This is a genomic window from Hymenobacter daecheongensis DSM 21074 (genome assembly GCF_900141805.1).
GTDB classification, from domain to species: domain Bacteria; phylum Bacteroidota; class Bacteroidia; order Cytophagales; family Hymenobacteraceae; genus Hymenobacter; species Hymenobacter daecheongensis.
Genome location: NZ_FQYN01000003.1, coordinates 88,447 through 109,552 on the forward strand (window position 1 = coordinate 88,447; position 21,106 = coordinate 109,552).

Here is a 21,106-nt window from a genome sequence, read left to right on the forward strand (position 1 = left end):
ACGCACGGTGGAAAAGCGGAACAATGGCGCTAAAGTACGCGCAAATGCCCGCCATGTTCCGGCCCGCCGGGGACGCTCCGGTCCTTATCATAAACCGAGGCCGGAAAGCTGCTCAGCCCGGACTTACAACCATTACTACTCGGCCGGGCTACTCATACACTTTGTTGCCGCGCGTCAGCCAGAGGCTCCACAGGGCCGAATAGGGGTGAATATCGGTGGTGCGGCCCTGGGCATTATACACCGCGTGGCCCTCGTTTACCCACTCAAAAATACCGCCGTAGAGGTTGCGCACATTACTAAAGCCCAGGGCTTTGAGCCGCTCCCCCACCCGCTCGCTGCGGTAGCCCACGGAGCAGTACACCACCACCGGCCGGTTGCGGGGCAGGTCCGGGAAAGTGGCTTGCTCATACTGCTCAAAATTCACGAAGCGCGCCCCGCGTAGGTGGCTGACGCGGTATTCGGCCGTGGTCCGGGTATCAAGCAGCACAACTGCATCAGGTTGTTGGCACAATGCGGCCAGCTCGGCGGGCCGGATGGTGGGCACCGTTTCGCGGTAGAGCGTACGCAGCAGCTGGGCATAGGCCGGACTAGGGCCAGCGGCCGCCACCTTTTCCTGGCTGCACGCGGGCAGCGCCAGCAAGCACAAAAGACCCGCCAGCACGCCCCACGTGCTTCTCACAGGCGGCGGAAGAGTGAGCTTATTCATCGGTACTGCTTCCGGCACTTCAACACCATTGGCGGCAGTTGCCCCGGCCCGACAGCCGAAAAAGCCGCCGAACTGGTGCAACCGCCGCTTATGGGTTTACATCGAAACTTCCTTGGCCTTGTTCATCATCTGCACGCCGTGCACCAGGGCCGAGCCGGCCTTGATGGCGGCGGCTACGTGCACGGCTTCCATCATCTGGGCCTCGTCGGCACCCTTCTGGAGCGAGTCGGTGGTGTAGGCATCAATGCAGTAGGGGCACTGCACGGCGTGGGCCACGGCCAGGGCAATCAGGGATTTTTCGCGCTCCGTGAGGGCTCCTTCCTTGAAAACCTCGCCGTAGTAATCGAAGAACTTGCGGCCCATTTCGGGCTGCCACTCCGTGATGTTGCCGAATTTGGCCAGGTCAGCGGGGTTGTAGTAGGTGTTTTTTTCCATGGGAAGCAAAGCGCAAAAAGATGAAAGGGTGGGTTGAGGCAAGCGCCCAAATCAGGCTCGGCTAAAATTTGCCCAGCACCGTCAGGGTTTCCATCGTCGGGTTCTGGCTGCCGCCTTCGGGTTCCACCGTCATGGCGAAAGCCTGGGCGCTGCCGATGTCCTTCATCTGCTGCAGGCTGTCGCCGGCGGTGGTGGTGGCGGCCAGCATGCCGGCATCCACGGGCTTACCCTGGTCGAGAGCCCAGAGCTGGTACTGCTTGCCGGCGGGCGGCGCGGGCAGGTTGCGCACATCCACAAACACGGCTTTGGTGGCCGCGTTGTAGAGCACGCGGGCTTTGGCCGTGGGCGCGGCCGGCATGCCGGCCAGCTCAATAGATTTGAACTCGTCGCTGCGCAGCACGCTCAGCTCGGCCGTGCGGCTGGCCAATGACTTGTTTACGGCCTGCATGGTGGTGGCCACGCGGGCCTGCTCGCTCTGCGCAATAACCAGGCTGGTTTCGGCATCTTTCCAGCGGTTATAAAGCACCAGATTAGCCGCCGCGCTGAACAGCAGCAAAGCCACCGAAGCCGCCATCAGCCAGCTGAAGCGCGCAGCCGGGGCTTCCGCTTCGGGCACCAGCTGGCGCACCACGGGCTCCGTCGCCGGACCTGCAGGAGCCGCCGAGGACGGCGCTTCCTGGTGAATGGCGGCCTGCCAGCCGGCCAGCACCCGCTCGCGCATTCCGGCGGGCGGGGTGTGGGTGTGGGCTTGGGCATAGCTTTCCAGCGCCGCCGCGATGGTGGCCAGCTCCTGCCGGATTTCGGGGCTTTCGGCGGCGCGGCGCTCCACTTCGGCCCGCTCGACCTCGCTGAGCAGGCCGAGGGCGTATTCTTCGAGAATGCCTGATTCGATGTAGTCCTGGGTGTTCACGGTTATCGAATCAGTTTTGACAATACTTTGATGGCCGCCCGGGCCCGGGTTTTCACCGTTCCCAGGGGCAGGTTGAGTTCTTCCGCCACTTCGCTTTGCGTAAATCCGCCAAAATAGAGCAGGTCAATGATTTGCTTTTGCTCGGGGTTGAGCTTGGCCGTCATGTCCTGCAAACCAATGTGCTCGGGCCGAAACGTAGGTACGGCGGCCTGGCGCAACGCGGCACTGCCCTCTAAAGGTTGCGTGCGGCTACTTACGCGGTACTGCCGGGAGCGGATTTTATCGATGGCCAAATTGCGGCACACGTTCAGCACCCACGTAAACAGGCGGCCTTTGGTGGCGTCATACGAAGGGAAAGAGTGCCAGATCTTCACCAAACCCTCCTGCAGCACGTCCTCGGCCACTTCCTCCGTTTTCACAATGCGCAGAATGACCCCGTACAGAGCGGCCGAATACTTGTCGTAGAACAAGGTCATGGCCGACTCGTCCCGGGCGCGCAGGCGCTGCACGAGATGCGCCTCAAAGTCTGGAGTCGAGGTTTCGGGGGGGGTTGGTGTCACGGGAGCAGCTGGGATGAAAGGCGGCCTGGGGAGAGCCAGGCCAGCCAACAGTGAGGCGAATGTACTGATAAAGCGTATTCCCACGATATGGTTTGCGCGATGATGGTGCTGGGCAGCGTATTTTGGCGCATCGGCCGCTTAGCTCGCCGCCCGCCTAAACCGGACCGCCCCGCGCTTCGTTGGCATAGCCGGCGCGGCTGTTCGTTTGCCTTCTCCCCTACTTCTCTGCTCATGGCCATCGAGTCTTTCAACCCCTATACCGGCCGCGTGCTGCGGCGCTTCCCGGCTTTTTCCGGGGCCAAAACCGAGCGAATTCTGGCCCAGGCGGCCAAAGCGGCCCGCACCTGGCCCCAAACGCCGTTTGCCGAGCGCGCCCGCCTGATGCACCGCGCCGCCGCGCTGCTGCGCGAGCGGCAGGATGCGCTGGCCCGCCTGATGGCGCTGGAAATGGGCAAGCCCGTGACCGACGGCCGCGCCGAAATCGAGAAATGCGCCCTCACCTGCAACTACTACGCCGACCACGCCGAGGATTTTCTGCGCGATGAAATCATCCAGACCGCGGCCCGTCGCAGCTTCATTGCCCACGAGCCGCTGGGCGTGGTGCTGGCCGTGATGCCCTGGAATTTTCCCTTCTGGCAGGTGGTGCGCTTCGCCGCCCCGGCCCTGATGGCCGGCAACGTGGGCCTGCTCAAGCACGCCTCCAACGTGCCACAGTGTGCGCTGGCGCTGGAAGCCATTTTTCACGATGCCGGCTTTCCGCCCGCCACGTTCCGCACGCTGCTCATCGGCTCCGACGTGGTGGAAAAGCTGATTCAGGATGACCGGGTGATGGCCGTGACGCTGACCGGCAGCGAGCTGGCGGGCTCGAAAGTGGCCGCCGCCGCCGGGGCCGCCATCAAGAAAACCGTGCTGGAGCTGGGCGGCTCCGACCCGTTTATCGTGCTGGCCGATGCCGACCTGGCGCTGGCCGCCCAGACCGCCGCGCAGGCCCGCATGATCAACGCCGGGCAGAGCTGCATTGCCGCCAAGCGCTTCATCGTGCACCGCTCCATTATCAAGCCCTTCATCAGCCAGCTCAAAATCCACCTGCTGGCCCTGCGCACCGGCGACCCGCTCGACGAGGCCACCCAATACGGCCCCCTCGCCCGCCCCGACCTGGCCGACGAGCTGACCCAGCAGGTAGAAGACTCGGTGCGGGCCGGGGCGAAAGTGGAGCTGTACGGCGGCCAGAGCCAGCCCGGCACCGCCCTGTTCCGGCCCATGATTATTTCCAACGTCAAGCCCGGCCAGCGGGCCTACGCCGAGGAGCTGTTCGGCCCCGTGGCCATCATCCTGGAAGCCCGCGACGACGACGATGCCATTCGCCTGGCCAACGACTCGCGCTTCGGCCTGGGCGCCGCTATCTGGACCCAGGACGCGAAGCGCGGCGAAGCCCTAGCCCGTCGCCTGGAGGCCGGGGCGGTGTTCGTAAATTCGATGGTAAAATCATCGCCGGAAATGCCGTTTGGGGGCGTGAAGAAGTCCGGCTACGGGCGCGAGCTGTCGCACCTGGGCATTCGGGAGTTCGTCAATCAGAAAAGCATCTGGATTGGGGGCGAGGTAGCGCCGGCAGGCAGGAAGAAAGTGGAATAAGCACCCTGTCATTGCGAGGACGAAGGACGAAGCAATCCGTCCTCTGAAATGTGCGAAACTGCTTTTTAGCAGAAAGCCCTAACGTATGCCTTGCGTCAGGGCTTTCTGTTTAATCAAAGCTCAACTCATTGTCCAGGACGGATTGCTTCGCTTTGCTCGCAATGACAGGCTTTTTTCTAACAGTAGCCCAGCACTTTATACGTAACGTACCCCACCATCTCATGCAGCAGCAAAGACCAGCGCACGGTAGCACCGGCGCTGGGGAGCAGCCAGTAGGCGGGGTCGGCTTGGCGGTCGGTGGTGCGGAAATCGGCGGGCCAGGGCGTGGGCGCGAGGCCCACACGGCGGAAGCAGCCCAGGGCGCGGCGCTGGTGAAAGGCCGATGTGATGAGCACCAGCGACTGTATTTCGGGGTGGCGGGCCAGCAGCTGCTTCGTGAACAGGGCGTTTTCGCGGGTGTTGCGGCTGCGCTCTTCCAGTAAAATGTGCGCTTTGGGCACGCCGGCCAGCCGCAGCAGCGTGTACAGGTCGCGGGCCTCGGTGTGGGCCACCGCGCCTACCGCACCCGAGCCGCCGCTGATGATAATGCGGCGCACGCGCCCGGCGCGGTAGAGCCACAGCGCGTTGGTGAGGCGGTCGGCCCCCGGCCCCAGGTACACCCGGTCGTGCGGCGACTTGCGGATTTCGGTGATGCCGGTGAGCAGCACTGCCGCATCGTGGGGGCCGAGGCCGCGTAGCGGGGTCGGCGGCAGCTCCCAGGCCAGCAGGGCTTCGTTGCTCAGCGCGTTGTTAGTGCCAATGACGAACAGCGCCAGGCCGGCCGGCACCAGCCAGCGGCGCCAGCGCAGGCGGCGGCTCAGGCGCACCAGCACCCAGATTCCGAGCGGAATGAGGGCGTAGAGCAGGAGTTTGGAAAGCAGGAAAAACACGGCCGCGAAGCTAGCGGGAAAAAGCCGGGCGGGCAGAAATCCAGGCGGGCTGTAGCGCGAAAATCCGTTTCGCGACGAGCAAAGCGAGTGGGCGGTCCTGCGCGGCTCCGGCTACTCGCTTCACTCGTCGCGAAACGGATTTTCGCGCTACAGCCCGCCCAGTCTAATTCGTGAGGGGCCGGAAATGGCGCAGGCGCTGGAGCATATCATATACTTCAGCCTCGGTGGTGAGCGAGTCGCACTCCAGCAGCTGGCCCTGGCAGTAGCTCACGAAAAACGGGGCTACTTTGTCCTGCATCAGCTTGAGGGCCACCGGGTTTTCCTCCGAAGCCAAGCGCAGAAACAGGATCGACCGAAACAGCTCATCATCAGAAAATTTGGCGAAGGGCGGGGCCAGCAGCTCGCAGGTGGCGCAGTTGTCGGAGGTGAACTTGGCGAATACTTTCAGGTGCTCGTGCGTGTAGCGCCGCAGGCCCGCATCATCAGTATCCAGCACCCGCTGGCGGTCAGCTTCTTTTATTTCAGGCAGCATAGTAGCAAAACGAACAAGGCAAAAATCTGCCTCGTGGCTCGGTGCGCAGACAAAAAAGCCGCCCCGAAAATTCCATTCGGGGCGGCTATATCAGCAACTGCTAATGATTGAGCGGCTTACGATTTCTTCAGCATCATGGTCCGGATGTATTTTACCGGCGCGCTGCCGTAGCTCAGAAACTGCTCATTGAAGGCTTTCAGGTCGAACTTCGCTCCCTGCTGCTTTTTCAGCTCCTCGCGCAGCGCGTAGATTTCGGTGTAGCCGGTGAAGTAGCTGCTGAGTTGCACTTGGCTCTGGGTGGCGCGCTTCCACTTGCCGCGGGCCTCGGCTTCCTCCTGAAAACCGTCGCGCATGAGCATGGTCACCACGTCGTTTTCCGAAGCGTTTTTCACGTGCACGTCGTGGTCGAGAATGGCGTTCAGGGTCACGCGCATGTTCCATTTATCCCACATCAGCCACATTTCGTCGGTGCCGCCGCCGTAGCCGCTTTCCAGCATCATGCGCTCGGTATACACGGCCCAGCCCTCCACCATAGCCCCGTTGCCGAAGATGGATTTGATGAGCGAGGGGCTGCGGTTGGCGTACACGAGCTGGGTGTAGTGGCCCGGAATGGCTTCGTGAATATTGAGAATCTGGAGCGTGTAGTCGTTGTATTCGCGCAGGTAGCTTTCGGCTTGGGCCGGGGTCCAGTCGGCGGGCACGGGCTCCACATTGTAGTAAGTGTTGGCGGCCTTGTCGTAGGGGCCGGGGGCCGAAATGCTGGCGCCCGCGCCGCCGCGCATGTAGGGCGGCGTGTCGCGCACCACCAGCGGCTTGGTGGGGTCCTGGGTGAGCAGCTTTTTGTCGTTCACGAACTTTATCAGCGTCGGAATCTGCTGCTTCACGGCCGCCGCGAAATCGGCGGGGCGGGCGTGCTTTTCGGAGAGCTTGCCGATTACCCGCTTAATCAGCTGAAACGAGTCGGCGGGCTGGGGCTGATTGGGGAAGTATTTGGGCCAGAGCCGGGCAGCCCGCCGGCCCATGTCGTGCAGCAGCTCCTGCCGGTGCTGCTGGGCTTTGGCGTAGAGCTGGTCGGCGGAATACGCGGATTGGATGTCGTAGACGAACTTGCGGTCGAACAGCGCCTTGCCGATGCGGAATGAGCGAAACTGGCCCTGGGGCAGCACTTCTTTTTCCAGGAAGCTGATGTAGTTTTCCATCACCAGCCGGGTGGTGGCTATCCGGTCGCGGAAGTCCTTTTTCTCGCGGGCCGAGAGGCCCGAGCGCCGGATGGAATCCAGCAAGGCCGGCCCGAAAACCTGTATACCGCCCTTGTTTTGCAGAATGGCTAAGGCGGTGTGCTCTTTGGTGGGCCGACTGATGTTCTGCCGCGCGGCCTCGTAGTACTCCGCCGAGCGCGAAATCTTCTCCGAGATGTTGCGCAGCCGCCGGTCGAGCGGGTGGTAACGCCCGCTGAGCAGCTCCGATACCATGCCGCCGATGTTGTAGCCGGCCGGGTTCCATTGCCAGCCGCGCAGCGTGTCGGTCTGCCAGCGGCTGCGGTCCAGGTAGTTCTGGATCAGGTAAAAGTCGGTCTGGTTGTTCACCGAGAGCTGTTCGGCCTGAAACGCGGCCAGATCCTTCCGGCGGCGGGCCAGGGCGGCGGCTTCGGTCTGGCGGCGCGCGGCCGTGGGTATCACCAGCAGCGAGTCGTAGCGGTGGTAGCCCTGGTCGGCGGCCCACTCGGGGTTGTAGTACCAGAGCGAGTCAATGAAGCGGGTTTTGAACTGGTCGAAGTCGGCGTCGGGCGTGGTAGCTGCGGCAGTGCCGGCGTGCTGGCCGGAGTCGCCGCAGCTGCCGAGCCACAAGGAGGCCGCGCAGCCGGCAGCCAGTAGGAGCAGTTTGGGAGTAGCGGTGGGGGTCATGAAGAAGCGCGAAAGACGATAAGGACAGGCAAGGTAGGCCGCAAAGACCCGAAATGCGGCATCCGGCTGCCGGTGGCAACGCAGATTTCGGGTCTTTGCGGCTTTTCGGCCTGGCAAAGCGCCCCAAAGTCAGCATGCGCCGCCTGCCGATATCTCTTACCTTCGCCGCATGGCCCGCTTCCTGTTTCTTCTGCCCCTCACGCTGCTGGCCTGCTCCCAGCCGCAGCCCGAAACCACGCGCTACACCGGCCCCGATGGCCCGGCGGCCATTTCGGTGCAGTCCGGGAGCCCGGCCCAGGCGGCCGGCCGCTTCCCCGAAACCTTCGAGGCCGGCGGTAAGGGCGCGTACTCTACCGCCGATGAAACGCTGGGCTCGGGCTCCTGGCATTTCGAGGATGCCCTGCTCGGCTCGACGGAGCAGGATCACAAAAACGGCCGCCAGGCGGCCCGTCTGCGCAACTTGGGCCGCCTGCGCATGAATTTCGATGCCGCGCCCGGCGTGGCCCGCATCCGCATCAGCGCCGCCGCCTACGGCGACGACCCCGCCAGCACCTGGGAGCTGTGGGGCAGCCTCGACGGGGGCCGCAGCTACCGCCGCATCGGGCAGCCGGTGCGCACGCAGGGTCCGCGCCTCGTGGCCACTACCTTCGACGGGGGAGCCGCCGCCGCTTTGCGCCTCGAAATCCGCAAAACCAGCGGCAGCGGCCGGCTCAACATTGATGATGTGACCCTAGAAACCGCCACGGGGGCGGCGGTGGCAGCGGGCTCCGGCAGCACGGCTCCGGCTGTTGGCGGCGCTCCGGCCGGCACCTCGCTGCCGCCGGCCACCACCCGCCAGGCTACGGCCGTAGTGAGCAGCCGCGACGACAACATGGCCCTGGGCAACCCCAGCGGCGCTACCGCCAGCCCCGACAACGCCAATAATTACCTGCTGGTGAAGCCGCAGTACGCGCTGAGCTACCACGCCGGGCGCGGCACGCCCACCTGGGTGAGCTGGCACCTGAACCGCGCCTGGATGGGCACGGCCCCGCGCCAGGACGACTTCCGCCCCGACCCTGCCCTGCCCCGGCAGTTTTATCAGGTCACGCCGCGCAGCTACGCCGGCTCCGGCTTCGACCGCGGCCACAACTGCCCCTCGGCTGACCGCACCACCGACCTGGACGACAACTCGGCCACCTTCCTGATGACCAATATGATTCCGCAGGCCGGCAACAACAACCAGCGCACCTGGAGCGGCCTCGAAGAATGGGGCCGCTCCCAGGTGAGCCGGGGCCAGGAAATCTACGTCATCATGGGCAGCTACGGCCAGGGCGGCACCGGCACCGCGGGCCCGAAAACCACCCTCGACAACGGCCGCGTGACCGTGCCGGCCCGCATCTGGAAAGTGCTGGTCCTGCTGCCTGAAGGCTCCGATGATCTGCAGCGCATCCCCACCCAGGCCCGCCTCGTGGCCGTGGATACGCCCAACGACCAAAGCATCAGCCCCGACTGGAGCCGCTACCGCGTATCGGTAGATGCCATTGAAGCCGCCACCGGCCTGGATCTGCTCAGCAAGCTGCCCGTGGAAGTGCAGGCCCGGCTGGAAGCGGCGGTGGATAAGGAGCCGACGCGGTAGGCGGCATTCGTGCAGAATGCGCAAAGTCAGTTCTCCTGGTTAATCAGGTTCACTACCAGTTTCACCATTGTATCCTTGTCTTCCGGCTTGCTTTCGGCAATGAGCAGGGTCAGGGCCACCAGGGCATTGTCGGCAAGGCGACGGGAGCCGTCGGGTTTGTAGAGGCAGTGGTTACGATCCAGGAACCACACGAACAGAAAGGCCGCAATCCGCTTGTTGCCATCTGAAAAGGAGTGGTTTTTCACCACGAAGTAGAGCAAGTTGGCGGCCTTTTCTTCCACGCTGGGGTACAGGTCTTCGCCCCCGAAACTCTGGTAGATGCTGCGCACCGAGCTTTGAAACGACGCATCCTTTTCACGCCCGAACAGGGCGCTGCCACCAAACTGCGTCCGCAGGCTATCCACGGCCTCTAGGCCGGCTTCGTAGGTCAACTCAAAAGGCGCTTCTCTAGCCGTGCCGCGCACACGCAGCCGCTGATGGTCATATTGGTCGAGTACATCGAGGGCGCGGGCATAGTCGCCCAGCACCCGTAGCAGCGCCGTAGACTGGTCGGAAGTCAATTCCTGATTGGTAGCTACTTCGCTTTGCAGCTGTACCAGCCGCTTGAGGTCGGACAGCTGGCGGGCGCTTTCGCGCAAGCGGCGCTCATTTAATGCGTAGCCTTGCACTAAATACTGGCGCAAAATGCTGGTGGCCCATTGCCGGAAATGCGTACCCCGCAGTGACTTCACCCGGTATCCGACCGAGATAATCACGTCCAGATTGTAGTGCTTAACGCGGTATTTTTTGCCGTCGGCGGCAGTTGTCAAGGAATCCTTGACAACTGCCGCCTCTACTAACTCCCCTTCCCGGAAAGCATTTCGGGCGTGCAAGCTGACGTTCTGCTTCGTGGTATCGAACAGCTCCGCCATCTGGGCCTGCGTAAGCCACACGGTTTCGTCCTGCAGCTGCACCTGAAGCTGGGTTTGCCCGTTGGGCAGTTGGTAAAGCAAAATATCGTTGGTGGCGGCCATAATTGCGGGGCTGATAAAGCACTCGTAAGCTACGGCAAATATTGCCTGCCATTACTGCGGCCCCTCACTCCCCATTCCCAAACCGCCGCCCGAAGAAATTGCCCGGCTTCCACGTCGGGCGCTGCGGGTTCTGGGCCACCTGGTAGCCTAGCAAAAAATTGAGCTGAGCGTATTTGCGGCCGGCTTCAAAATCAAAGACGCCGCGCATATCGTCCTGGGGTTTGTGGTAATACAGAGCCCGCCATTTCTGCACCTGCTCGCTGAGGTTGTTCTTGCCGTCGGCAGTACGGTTGCCGTATTTGAGATGTACGGCCGGAATGCCCTGAGTCACGAAGCTGTACTGGTCGGAGCGGATGAAGCGGTTTTGGGCCGGCTCGGGGTCGGCTTCCACCGTGAGGCCCAATTGAGTGGCGGCGTTAACCACTTCGGCTTCCAGCGAGGAGTTTTCGGCCCCCAGCGCCACCACCGACAGCAGCGGGGCAATGATAGTGGGCATATCGGTGTTGATATCGGCTACGATCTGCGACTTCGGCACGGTGGGAAACCGGGCAAAGTAGGCCGAACCGAGCAAGCCCAACTCCTCCCCTGTGGTAAGCACCAGCAGCACCGAGCGGCGGGGCTTTTGCTTCAGGCGGGCATAGGCCCGGGCAATTTCCAGCACGCTGGCCACGCCGGTGGCGTTGTCGTGAGCACCGTTGTAGAGCGAGTCGCCCTGCACGGCGGCCCCGATGCCAAGGTGGTCGAGGTGGGCGCTGTGCACCACGTATTCGTCGCGCAGCACGGGGTCGGAGCCAGCTATTTTGCCCACTACATTGTAGCTTTCCACCTCCTGATAGCGGCTGCGGGCGGTAGCCGTGAGCGTGCCCGCCAGCGGCTGCGAAGCCGCCTTGCCGGCCCGGAGCGCGGCAAACGTGCGGGCCGTATCAGTAGCCGCGCCCACAAACAGGCGCTGCAGCATTCCGGCACTCACGGCCCCCACCACCTGAATCTGGGGGGAAACATAGCTGCGCGAAACCGCTACGTGGCTATCAGGCGCCAGCACGCTCACTAGGCCCTTGCTCAGGTTGGGCAGCGGCGTAGCGGCTTTGGTGGCGGCCAGCAGCACGCCCACGGCCCCGTGCTGCGCGGCCGTTTGCAATACGGTCAGCAGGTCGGTGGCGTAGAGCTTTTCGTTGCCGGCCAAGTGCGGCGGCTCCAGGCGCGTGAGCACTACTATCTTGCCCCAGGCATCCAGCCCGGCGTAGTCGTCATAGCCCAGTTCGGGGGCGCTGATGCCGAACCCGGCAAACACCACCGGGGCCGTGAGCGTGGCGGTCGGCTGGCCGGGGTTGGGGTAAAACACGAAATCCTGGCCGGATTGGTAGGACGCGCCGGGGCTGCTGAGCGTGCCGCCCGGCTCGCTGAAAGCCCGCCGCAGCCGCACCTTTTGCCTGAAGGTGCCGTTTTCGCCGGCCGGCTGCACATCTAGCTTTCTCAGCTGGCCGCTCACGTAGTCCACGGCCAGCTGGTAGCCGGCGGTGCCCGGCTGCCGGCCCTGCAGGCGGTCATCGGCCAGGTAGGCTACGTGAGCTTTAAAGTCGGCCGCGCTGAATTTTGCCAAAGCTTTATTCAAGAATTTGGGCAGCGGGGCCTGGGCAGAAGCGCATTGCGCCAGGGCACAGAGAGCCAACCCAAAGCCGATAGCCGGACGCTTGCGGAAGTAACTCATTAGAAGAAGAAAGCTGATCAAACGGCTTTAAGAACGAATTAAAGACCCTAAATAACTCAGGTTTCTTAAAAGCCGCAGCGCGGCGACAGGTTTGTAGCACCGAGGCAGAACCAACGAACAAGCCGCGTAGCGGTGACAGAACCGCCCGAACGACTCTGTCACCGCTACGCGGCTTGATTCTTCTCCTCATGCGCTTACTACAAACCTGCCGCCGCGCTGCGGCTACTTCACGGTGTGACGCAGAGATCTGAACAGAAGTAGACTGCCTTTATAAATTCACCCGCCAATCAAGTTTCCGTCAGCACCGTTTTGAAGCCAGCCAGCTGGCCTTCGGCGGTTTTGCCCAGGGCGTAGACCGCCACCTGCGGGCCACTGCCGATGCGGTACACCTGCGTATCCTGCAGCTCCAGCTTCATAAACATTTGCAGGGCCTTGTAGCGGTTGGCTAGGGCCGGGTCGCCGAGCACGCCATCGTCGGCGGTGTGGTTGCGCAGGAAGTAGGTCAACTCCACCGGCTCCACGTTGCTGCCGGCTGCTTCGCCGGTCAGCTTCAGCAGCGCGGCATCAGTTAGCTCGCCGGCCGGCGCGGCGTATGAAACCGGCGTCAGTGGCGCTTCCGATTCGCTGATGAAAAGCAGGTCTTTCGTCAGGCGCTGGAGTTGTGTGGTGGTGGCATCGGCGGCGGAAGTTTTGGCCTCGTTGGCTTCCTTGGTTTCGCGGTCGACTTTAGTTTCCAACGACTTGGCTCCTTTATCCACTTTACCATCGGCACCGGGCACCTTAGCCGCAATGGCGGCGGCCAGTTCCTGCATCCGGGCTTCGGCCACCTTTATTTTGGGGTTGGCAAAGTTCATATCCGATACCTTGTTCATCGGAATCAGGTGAATGTGAGCGTGCGGCACTTCCAGCCCAATCACGGCCACGCCGATGCGCTTGCAGGGCACGGCCGCCAGCACGCCTTTGGCCACCCGCTGCGCAAACTGGTGCAGGGCCGCCATCTCAGCCGGCGGCAAATCGAAAATATAATCGACTTCTTTTTTCGGAATTACCAGCGTGTGGCCTTCCACCAGCGGCGTGATGTCCAGAAAAGCCAGGTGGTCGTCGTCCTCGGCTACTTTATAGGCGGGCAGCTCGCCCGAAACGATACGAGAGAAAATGGAAGCCATGCGGTGAGGTAGTGAGATGGTGAAATGGTGAGTTAGTGAGTTTGACGTTCGGTGTGTGCCAAAGTACGGGGCAAAACGCAAAAGGGCGAAACCGCCGGTTTCGCCCTTTTCAAGTTCTAATAGAAATGAAAACTCACTAAGTCACCATTTCATCAACTCACCGCTACCGGGAAATTTCCAGAATCTCGAACTGCAGCTTGCCGGCCGGCACGATGATTTCGGCCGTGTCGCCGGCTTTCTTGCCCAGCAGCCCCTTGCCAATCGGCGACTTCACCGAAATCTTGCCGGCGGCCAGGTTGGCTTCTTCCTCAGCTACCAGCAGGTAGTCGAGCACCATGTTATTTTTCAGATTCTTGAGCTTCACTTTGCTCATAATCAGGACCTTGGTCAGGTCCAGATTCGTTTCATCGAGCACGCGGGCGTTGCCCACAATCTCTTCCAGCTTGGATATTTTCAGTTCGAGCAGGCCCTGGGCATCCTTGGCGGCATCGTACTCGGCATTTTCGCTCAGGTCGCCTTTGTCGCGGGCTTCGCGCAGGTCTTCGGCGGCTTTGGCCCGGCCGCGGATTTTCAGGTCCTGCAGCTCATCCTTGAGCTTTTGCAGGCCTTCGGGACTGTAGTAGTTGACGGAAGACATGTCGGTGGGATGATTAGCTAAAAAACAAGGAGAACGGTCGGCAAAGCCAACCGTTCTCCGAAAAAAGTTCTGTGACAAATATACGAAGACCCAACAACTTCTGCTACCCCGGCACCGGCCCGCGCCGCAGAAAAGCCCCAATCTTCTGCGCCAGCACCTCATTGATGCGGGCATACGACTGGTGCGTCCAGCCCCCGATATGCGGCGAAAGCACCACATTGGGCGCACTTTGCAGAAAATCGAGCCGGGCCTGCTGCGCCGCCGTGAGTTGGGCGAGCTTTTCATTTTCCAGCACATCCAGCGCCGCGCCGCGCAGGCGGCCGCTCTGCAGCCCGCGTACCAGCGCCGCGTGGTCGAGCACCTCGCCGCGGGCCGTGTTCAGCACCCAGATGGGGTTGGCGAAGCCGGTCAGAAAGTCGTCGTTTACGAAGCCATGATTGGCAGCCGAATACGGAATATGCAGGCTCAGCACCTCGGCCCGCGCCTGCAGCTCGGCCAGCGGCACCAGCGTGGCGTGGTGGTCGGGGGCGCAGTCAGGGTCATTATCGTGGGCCAATACCGTGCAGCCGAAGCCGCTGAGCCGCCGGGCAAAGGCGCGGCCCATGTGCCCGTAGCCCAGCAGCCCGATGGTTTTGCCCCCGATTTCCTCGCCCCGGTTGGCCTCGCGCCGCCAGCTGCCGTGTCGTACCTCGTGGTCGGCGCGGGCAATGTTGCGGAACAGCGCCAGCAGCAGGCCCAGCGTATGTTCGCCCACCGCGTCGCGGTTGCCCTCGGGCGCATTGAGCAGCGTAACGCCGGCCGCGGCCAGAGCCACTTCGTCAATGTTATCGACGCCAGCCCCGGCGCGGGCCACGTAGCGCAGGTGCGGGCCGTGGGCGAGCAGCGCCGCCGTGATGCGCAGCTTGGAGCGCACCATCAGGCCAGCGTAGGGCTGAGCGGCCAGCGCTGCGGGCACTTCGGCGGCCGTCAGGTCGGGCCGGTAATGTACCTGCACGCCGAGCGGCGCGAGCAGCTCGGGCAGCGACGGGTGCACTTCATCGATAACAAGGCAGAGCGTTTTCAATTAAAAATTGAGAATTAAAAATTAAAAGATGTGGGCCCTGCGCGTCAAATAGCCCTTTCCTCACCGCTTATGCCAATGGATAATTTTTACTGAGTTCTTCAAATATACCGGTCGTTCGGCTCCCTTCTCCCCAAGGAGAGGGGCCGGGGGTGAGGTCCCCCGAGGTCGCGCCAGGTACTTCACATGGGAATTGCGCTAATTGACCCGGTGCTTTTCCACGTAATTGGTCAGCCACACGAAATCGGCCACGCTGAGCTGCTCGGCGCGCTTGGTGAAAATCGGGTCCAGCGTGTCTTCGGCGCTCATGCCGAAGGGTTTCACGGCGTTGCGCAGGGTTTTGCGGCGAGTGGCGAAGGCCTGCTTCACCACCTTGAAGAACAGTTTCTCGTCGCAATCCAGCTTCTCGGTGTCGTTGCGCCGCAGCCGCAGCACCGCCGACTGCACCTTGGGCGGCGGAATAAACACGTGCGGCGGCACCAGAAACAGCAGCTCCACGGTGTAGAAAGCCTGCAAAAGCACGCTCAAAATACCATACACCTTGCTGCCCGGCCCTTCGGCCATGCGCTCGGCTACCTCTTTTTGCAGCATGCCCACCACCTCGCGCACCTGCTGGCGGTGGTCGAGCACCTTGAAGAAAATCTGGGTGGATATGTTGTAGGGGAAGTTGCCGATGATGCTCAGCGGCTGATTATTAAATAGTTGCCCCAGGTCCTGCTTCAGAAAGTCGGCCGAGATGATGCGGCCGTGCAGGGCCGGAAAGTTGCGCTCCAGGTACGCCACCGACTCGCGGTCAATTTCAATGACCGTGGTCTGGTACTCGGGGTGCTGGAGCAGGTCGCCGGTGAGCACGCCCATGCCGGGCCCGATTTCCAGCACTTCCCGCACGCCGTCGGGCAGGCGCAGGGCTTCCACGATGCGGCGGGCAATTTCGGGTTCAGCCAGAAAGTGCTGACCGAGGTGTTTTTTCGGGCTGACGTGGTCCATTGGGGAGAAGCTGGGAGTTAGGAGCTGGAAGCCAGGAGAAAACTGCTGGCAGTGGCAGGTGCCGGCATGGGCGAGGTCAGTAAATTCGGGAATAAAAAACCAGGATCAGTGCCCCAAAGCCCAACCGTAGCTGACCTCCTGACTTCTAGCTCCCAGCTCCTAGCTCCTTTAAAAAAACGCCTACCTTGCGCGGCCTAAATGGCCCCAAAGATACGTCCGTATATGCCGATTCAACTAGCCCACGCCGCCACGCTGCCCGCCCACGCCGATTCCGTGTTTCTGCTGCCGGCCGGCACCACCCAGCTCCCCGCCCAGCTGGCCGACCTGCACGAGGCCTCCCGGAAGTACGTTACCGAGCAGCTGGCCGCTGACAGTAAGCTCATTACGGTCAACCACTATTCGCACCGGCACTACTTCGTGGTGGCCAGCGCCAAAGGGTCGGCGCACCTGATTGCCGAAGCCATGCGCAAAAGCGGCCACCAGTTGCACGCGCTGCTCAAGGCCGATAAAGTAACCGAGCTGTACGTGGAGGACCTCTCGGAAAGCGCAGATGGAGCGTTGGCCCTGGCTTTGGCCGAAGGCATTTACCTCTCGGCCTACGAGTTTGAGGGCTACAAAACCGACGAGAAATCGAAGAAGCCGGCCGCACTGACGCGGGTGCTGCTCACGGGCGCGGCCTCGGCCGAAGCCATTCAGGAGTTGGACTACCTGCTGCAGGGCGTGTGCCTGGCCCGCGACCTGATCAACGCCCCGCTCAACAAGCTCAATGCCACGCAATTCGCCGAGCGCATGGCCGAAGCCGGCGACGCGGCCGGCTACCAGACCGAAATCTTCGACCTGCCCCGCATCGAAGCCCTGCGCATGGGCGGCCTGCTGGCCGTGAACCTGGGCAGCCCCGAGCCGCCTACCTTCACCATTATGGAGTGGAAGCCCGAAAACGCCCGCAACAGCCAGCCTTACGTGCTGGTAGGCAAGGGCGTGGTGTTCGATACCGGCGGCCTGAGCCTGAAGCCCACGCCCGGCTCGATGGACATGATGAAGTGTGACATGTCGGGCGGCGCGGCCGTGACCGGCGTGCTGTATGCGCTGGCGAAGAACAAGGTGCCCATCCACGTCATCGGCCTGGTGCCGGCCACCGACAACCGCCCCGGCGGCATGGCCTACGTGCCCGGCGACGTGCTGACCATGTACAGCGGCCTGACCGTGGAAGTGCTCAACACCGACGCCGAAGGACGCCTGATTCTGGCCGACGCGCTGGCCTTCGCCAAAAAGTACGAGCCTGCCCTGGTGGTTGATATTGCCACGCTCACCGGCTCAGCGGCCCGCGCCATCGGCAAGGAAGGTATCGTGGGTATGGGCACCGCCGACGAGGTGCAGCTCTTGGCCCTCAAGCAGGCCGGCAACCGGGTGCACGAGCGGGTGGTTGAGTTCCCGCTCTGGGACGAGTACGCCGAGCACATCAAGTCCGACATTGCCGACATCAACAACCTGGGCAAGGCCGAAGCCGGGGCCATTTCGGCCGGCAAGTTCCTGGAGCGCTTCACCGAAGGCACGCCCTGGATTCACCTCGACATTGCCGGCCCCGCCTACCTCACCGCCCCCGACTCCTACCGCGGCAAAGGCGGCACCGGCACCAGCGTGCGCCTGCTGTATGATTTTTTGAAAAACCAGGAGTAATCGTTGTCATGCTGAGCTTGTCGAAGCATCTCTACCGCTTCGTTGAGCAACTCAGGTGAAGCGGGAGAGATGCTTCGACAAGCTCAGCATGACGTTCTTATATAAGCACCATCCACCACATGACCACTCTTCCCCGCCTCGGTATTTCAGTCGGCGACCTGGCCGGCATTGGGCCGGAAATCATCTATAAAACTCTGCTCGACAGCCGCCTGCTCAAATACTGCACGCCTGTGGTGTATGGCACGGCCACAGTGCTGTTCGATGATTTTCCCGTCGAGCCGCAGGCCGAGCAGCTTACGTTCCGCCAAGTGCGCGAAGCCGCGGATATTGCTGCCGGCAAGCTGAACGCCGTGACCTGCTGGGAAGACGATTTCGCCCTCACGCCCGGCCAGCCCTCCGAGGCCTCCGGCCGCGCCGCCCGCCAGTCGCTGCTGGCCGCCGCCCGCGACCTGAAAGAGGGCCTGCTCGATGCTCTCGTCACCGCCCCCATCAGCAAGGAAAACACCCAGGCCGACGACTTCCGCTACCCCGGCCACACCGAGTTTCTGACCAGCTTTTTCGGGGCTCCTGAGAGCCTGATGCTGCTGGCCAGCGAGGAGCTGCGCGTGGCCACCGCCACCGGCCACATTCCGCTGAAAGACGTGCCGGCCCGGCTCACCAAGGAGTTGCTGGTAGCCAAATTGCGCATCCTGCTCAAGTCGTTAAAGCTGGATTTTGGCATTGATAAGCCCCGCGTGGCGGTGCTCGGTCTGAACCCCCACGCCGGCGAAAATGGCCTGCTGGGCACGGAGGAAGCTACGCTGGTGAATCCCGTCATCCAGCAGTTTCAGCAGGAAGGCCACCTCGTGTACGGCACGTTTCCGGCCGATGGCTACTTCGGCACCGCCCAGTTCCGCAAGTTCGACGCTACGCTGGCACTCTACCACGACCAGGGCCTGATTCCGTTCAAAACGCTGGCTTTCGAGCGCGGGGTCAACTTCACGGCCGGCCTGCCCGTCATCCGCACCTCCCCCGACCACGGCACGGCCTACAGCCTCGCTGGGCAGTTCAAGGCCGATGAAACGTCGTTCCGCGAAGCCGTGTATATGGCCTGCGACCTGGTGCAGCAGCGTAACCGCTACGCCGGCCTCAAGCCCCTCATTCCCGGTGCCCAGCCGCGCCGGGAGCGGCAGGACTGAGCCGCCCCAGGGATTTCGTTTCAGGATACATTCTTTCCAAAAATGAAATTTTGTTGGCGCTTTCAAAACTATGCCGTAGGTTTGCAGTCCCAAAGCCGGTGTAGCCCATCGGCTTTGCTTTTGCTGCTTTCCTCGTTTCCATGCTCCAGACTCCCGCCGACTACCGTACTGCCCTGCGCCGCCTCGATGCGCTGGTAGCCGCGGGCGTAGACGGCAACGCCGCCCTGGAAACCGAGTTTCGGGAGCTGATCATGGCCCTGGATGTGTATGAAAGCAAGCTCGGACTGCTGCCCATTCCCAATCTGCCGACCTCGCTGGCCGAAATGATTGAGCTGAAGCGGCAGCAGATGCGCCTCAAGCAGAAGGATCTGGCCGAGCTGCTGGAAGTGCCCGCCAGCCGCCTCTCCCAGATTCTGAGCGGCAAGCGCCGCGTCACGCTCGACTTGGCCAAGCGCCTGTATGAGCGGCTGGGCATACCTTCCGATTTCATTCTAAAAAACGCCTAGCCTACGGCCCGCAGCAGCCGCCACTTTTCAAAAACGGGGAAATCGTACTACTTTTGCCCCCTATTACCCACTCCGCCGTGAAGAAGGACTCACAATACGATCTGGCCATTGCCAAGCTGGCTTTCAAAACGCACCACTTTGCGTTTGAGCTGGATCGTGCCTTTTTTGTCCAGTTCGAGCAAAACCTGGTGCAGGATGGCAACCTCCACGCCGACGTGGCGCTGACCAAAACCGACCGCCTCATCACGCTGGATTTTCACATTACGGGCACCGTGCGCCTGATCTGCGACCGGAGCCTGGACGAGTTCGACCAGCCCCTCGACATTACGGAGCAGCTGCTGGTACGCTACGGCGACCGGGAGCTGGAGCTGGACGACAACGTGCTGCAAATCACGCCCGAAACCCAGACGCTGCCCATCGCCCAGCATCTGTTCGACTACATCGGGCTGGCGCTGCCCATGAAGAAGCTGCACCCACGCTTCCAGAACGAGCCCGACGAAAACCCCGAATCCGACAGCAAGCTCATCTTCACCACCCGCCAGCCCGGCGACAGCGACGAGGATGACGATGCCGGCGACCCGCGCTGGGACGCGCTGCGCAACCTGAATTAAGCGCTTGCCGGTTTTTCAATTCAACATTTAACATTCAACATTCATAATTTCCTGACTCATGGCACATCCTAAACGCCGGACATCCAAAACCCGCCGCGACAAACGTCGCACCCACCACCAGCTGACCCCGAAGGCCGTAACGATGTGCGCCAACACGGGCGAGCTGCACCTGCGTCACAAGGCCTACGTAGTGGACGGCGACCTGTACCTGCACGGTAAAGTAGCCATTAAGGACTATGCTCCCGTAGCTGCCGCCGCTCCAGCCGCTTCCGACGAAGAATAAGCTTCGTCTGGCCGGCAGCCCCGGCCCTTCTTCCCGACTCCGTACTCCTTGATACCTCGTACATGAAGATAGCCCTGGACGCAATGGGGGGTGATTTCGCTCCCCAAGCTGCCGTCGATGGCGCGGTGCTGGCAGCGGCAAAGCTCGCCGGCAAAGCTCAGATTGTGCTCATCGGCCAGGAAGAGGCCGTCCGGCCCCTGCTCCAGCAGCACGGGGCCGCGGCGGCCAGCCTGGAGCTGGTGCACGCCACCCAGATCATTGAGATGGGCGAGCATCCGGCCAAAGCTTACCAGCAAAAGCAGGACTCGAGCATTGCCGTGGGCTACCGGATGCTGCACGCCGGCGAAGTAGAAGCCTTCTGCTCGGCCGGCAACACGGGCGCGATGCTCGTGGGGGCCATGTTCAGCGTGAAGCCCGTTTCGGGCGTGCTGCGCCCAGCCATTGCCAACTTCACCCCGAAGCTGGCCGGTGGCTACGGCATCCTGCTGGATGTGGGAGCCAATGCCGAATGCAAGCCCGAAATGCTGGAGCAGTTCGGCGAGCTGGGCTCCCTCTACGCCCAATACGTGCTGGGCATTGCCCGCCCGAAAGTGGGCCTGATGAGCCTGGGCGAAGAGGAAGGCAAAGGCACCACCGTCACGCAGGCCGCGCACCAGCTGCTGAAAGTGAACCCCCATATTCACTTTATTGGCAATATCGAAGGCCGCGACCTGTTCAACGACAAGGCCGACGTGGTGATCTGCGACGGCTACACGGGCAATGTGCTGCTGAAAATGGCCGAGTCGATCTACGAGATTCTCGATGCCAAGCAGATGCACGACCCGTTTTTCGACAAGTTCAACTACGAGGCCATTGGTGGCAGCCCCATTCTGGGCATCAACGACAACGCCATCATCGGCCACGGCGTGAGCACGCCGCTGGCCATCTGCAACATGCTATTGCAGGGTTACCAAATGGCCGAATCCGGCATCGCGGATCAGATAAAATCTACTTTCAAGTCTTAGTCTTAGGTCAGCCTGCGCCCGCCGCGGGCTGACTTTCGTTTCTGCGTGTTCCC

21 protein-coding genes are annotated in these 21,106 nt (G+C 62.3%); 8 read left to right on the top strand and 13 right to left on the bottom strand.

All coding sequences use genetic code 11. The features are described 5' to 3' along the window. Window positions 1-148 precede the first annotated feature (148 nt). The 4 genes from BUB62_RS06095 to BUB62_RS06110 all read right to left on the bottom strand — a co-directional run bounded on the left by BUB62_RS06095 (window position 149) and on the right by BUB62_RS06110 (window position 2,611). Window positions 149-679 carry a rhodanese-like domain-containing protein gene (locus BUB62_RS06095; RefSeq protein WP_234988638.1) on the bottom strand — a complete coding sequence of 177 codons (531 nt, stop codon included), beginning with the start codon at window positions 677-679 and terminating at the stop codon, window positions 149-151. 123 nt (window positions 680-802) lie between these two features. Further along, a complete protein-coding gene (locus BUB62_RS06100; RefSeq protein WP_073107540.1) occupies window positions 803-1,141 on the bottom strand; it encodes an arsenosugar biosynthesis-associated peroxidase-like protein in 339 nt (112 codons plus the stop codon). A 61-nt stretch (window positions 1,142-1,202) separates the two neighbouring features. After that, window positions 1,203-2,051 carry an anti-sigma factor gene (locus BUB62_RS06105; RefSeq protein WP_073107543.1) on the bottom strand — a complete coding sequence of 283 codons (849 nt, stop codon included), beginning with the start codon at window positions 2,049-2,051 and terminating at the stop codon, window positions 1,203-1,205. A 2-nt stretch (window positions 2,052-2,053) separates the two neighbouring features. Then, the gene (locus BUB62_RS06110) at window positions 2,054-2,611 is read right to left on the bottom strand and encodes an RNA polymerase sigma factor (RefSeq protein ID WP_073107546.1); all 558 of its coding nucleotides are present in this window, start codon (window positions 2,609-2,611) and stop codon (window positions 2,054-2,056) included. A gap of 231 nt (window positions 2,612-2,842) precedes the next feature. On the opposite strand from BUB62_RS06110, the gene BUB62_RS06115 reads away from it, so the two are divergent. Beyond that, window positions 2,843-4,243: an NAD-dependent succinate-semialdehyde dehydrogenase gene (locus BUB62_RS06115; protein ID WP_073107549.1), complete on the top strand. Its 1,401-nt coding sequence runs from the start codon at window positions 2,843-2,845 to the stop codon at window positions 4,241-4,243. Between the two features lie 176 nt (window positions 4,244-4,419). Here BUB62_RS06115 and BUB62_RS06120 read toward each other — a convergent pair whose 3' ends face one another. The 3 genes from BUB62_RS06120 to BUB62_RS06130 form a co-directional block, all read right to left on the bottom strand. Further along, the gene (locus BUB62_RS06120; protein ID WP_073107552.1) at window positions 4,420-5,172 is read right to left on the bottom strand and encodes a YdcF family protein; all 753 of its coding nucleotides are present in this window, start codon (window positions 5,170-5,172) and stop codon (window positions 4,420-4,422) included. Between the two features lie 163 nt (window positions 5,173-5,335). Further along, the gene (locus BUB62_RS06125; RefSeq protein WP_073107554.1) at window positions 5,336-5,704 is read right to left on the bottom strand and encodes a thioredoxin domain-containing protein; all 369 of its coding nucleotides are present in this window, start codon (window positions 5,702-5,704) and stop codon (window positions 5,336-5,338) included. Between the two features lie 116 nt (window positions 5,705-5,820). After that, entirely contained in the window at window positions 5,821-7,608 is a 1,788-nt protein-coding gene (locus BUB62_RS06130; RefSeq protein WP_073107556.1) for a DUF885 domain-containing protein, read from the bottom strand. Between the two features lie 169 nt (window positions 7,609-7,777). On the opposite strand from BUB62_RS06130, the gene BUB62_RS19495 reads away from it, so the two are divergent. Continuing rightward, complete coding sequence (locus tag BUB62_RS19495) at window positions 7,778-9,223, top strand: DNA/RNA non-specific endonuclease (RefSeq protein ID WP_073107559.1); 1,446 nt, start codon at window positions 7,778-7,780, stop codon at window positions 9,221-9,223. Between the two features lie 26 nt (window positions 9,224-9,249). Here the strand turns inward: BUB62_RS19495 and rhuM are convergent, their stop codons facing one another. The 6 genes from rhuM to rsmA all read right to left on the bottom strand — a co-directional run bounded on the left by rhuM (window position 9,250) and on the right by rsmA (window position 15,794). Then, window positions 9,250-10,236 carry a virulence RhuM family protein/type II toxin-antitoxin system death-on-curing family toxin gene (gene rhuM / locus BUB62_RS06140; protein ID WP_073107562.1) on the bottom strand — a complete coding sequence of 329 codons (987 nt, stop codon included), beginning with the start codon at window positions 10,234-10,236 and terminating at the stop codon, window positions 9,250-9,252. A gap of 64 nt (window positions 10,237-10,300) precedes the next feature. Then, entirely contained in the window at window positions 10,301-11,836 is a 1,536-nt protein-coding gene (locus BUB62_RS06145) for a M28 family peptidase (protein ID WP_234988639.1), read from the bottom strand. Window positions 11,837-12,231: 395 nt separating this feature from the next. Next, a complete protein-coding gene (locus tag BUB62_RS19715) occupies window positions 12,232-13,110 on the bottom strand; it encodes a nuclease A inhibitor family protein (RefSeq protein WP_073107565.1) in 879 nt (292 codons plus the stop codon). A 163-nt stretch (window positions 13,111-13,273) separates the two neighbouring features. Continuing rightward, window positions 13,274-13,747: a transcription elongation factor GreA gene (gene greA / locus BUB62_RS06155; RefSeq protein ID WP_073107568.1), complete on the bottom strand. Its 474-nt coding sequence runs from the start codon at window positions 13,745-13,747 to the stop codon at window positions 13,274-13,276. A 103-nt stretch (window positions 13,748-13,850) separates the two neighbouring features. Continuing rightward, window positions 13,851-14,810 carry an NAD(P)-dependent oxidoreductase gene (locus tag BUB62_RS06160; protein WP_073107571.1) on the bottom strand — a complete coding sequence of 320 codons (960 nt, stop codon included), beginning with the start codon at window positions 14,808-14,810 and terminating at the stop codon, window positions 13,851-13,853. Window positions 14,811-15,005: 195 nt separating this feature from the next. After that, window positions 15,006-15,794, bottom strand: coding sequence for a 16S rRNA (adenine(1518)-N(6)/adenine(1519)-N(6))-dimethyltransferase RsmA (gene rsmA, locus BUB62_RS06165; RefSeq protein ID WP_073107574.1), 789 nt, complete (start codon window positions 15,792-15,794; stop codon window positions 15,006-15,008). A 222-nt stretch (window positions 15,795-16,016) separates the two neighbouring features. Here rsmA and BUB62_RS06170 point away from each other — a divergent pair, with 222 nt between their 5' ends. The 6 genes from BUB62_RS06170 (at window position 16,017) to plsX (ending at window position 21,053) form a co-directional block, all read left to right on the top strand. Further along, window positions 16,017-17,471: a leucyl aminopeptidase family protein gene (locus BUB62_RS06170; RefSeq protein WP_073107577.1), complete on the top strand. Its 1,455-nt coding sequence runs from the start codon at window positions 16,017-16,019 to the stop codon at window positions 17,469-17,471. A 119-nt stretch (window positions 17,472-17,590) separates the two neighbouring features. After that, window positions 17,591-18,649, top strand: coding sequence for a 4-hydroxythreonine-4-phosphate dehydrogenase PdxA (gene pdxA, locus BUB62_RS06175; protein ID WP_073107580.1), 1,059 nt, complete (start codon window positions 17,591-17,593; stop codon window positions 18,647-18,649). Window positions 18,650-18,789: 140 nt separating this feature from the next. Continuing rightward, on the top strand, window positions 18,790-19,155 hold the full coding sequence (locus tag BUB62_RS06180; protein WP_073107583.1) for a helix-turn-helix domain-containing protein: 366 nt from the start codon (window positions 18,790-18,792) through the stop codon (window positions 19,153-19,155). A gap of 53 nt (window positions 19,156-19,208) precedes the next feature. Continuing rightward, window positions 19,209-19,766, top strand: a complete 558-nt coding sequence (locus BUB62_RS06185) for a YceD family protein (protein ID WP_234988640.1) — start codon at window positions 19,209-19,211, stop codon at window positions 19,764-19,766. 58 nt (window positions 19,767-19,824) lie between these two features. Then, on the top strand, window positions 19,825-20,049 hold the full coding sequence (rpmF, locus tag BUB62_RS06190) for a 50S ribosomal protein L32 (protein ID WP_073107586.1): 225 nt from the start codon (window positions 19,825-19,827) through the stop codon (window positions 20,047-20,049). 62 nt (window positions 20,050-20,111) lie between these two features. Further along, window positions 20,112-21,053, top strand: a complete 942-nt coding sequence (gene plsX, locus BUB62_RS06195) for a phosphate acyltransferase PlsX (RefSeq protein ID WP_073107589.1) — start codon at window positions 20,112-20,114, stop codon at window positions 21,051-21,053. Window positions 21,054-21,106 lie beyond the last annotated feature (53 nt).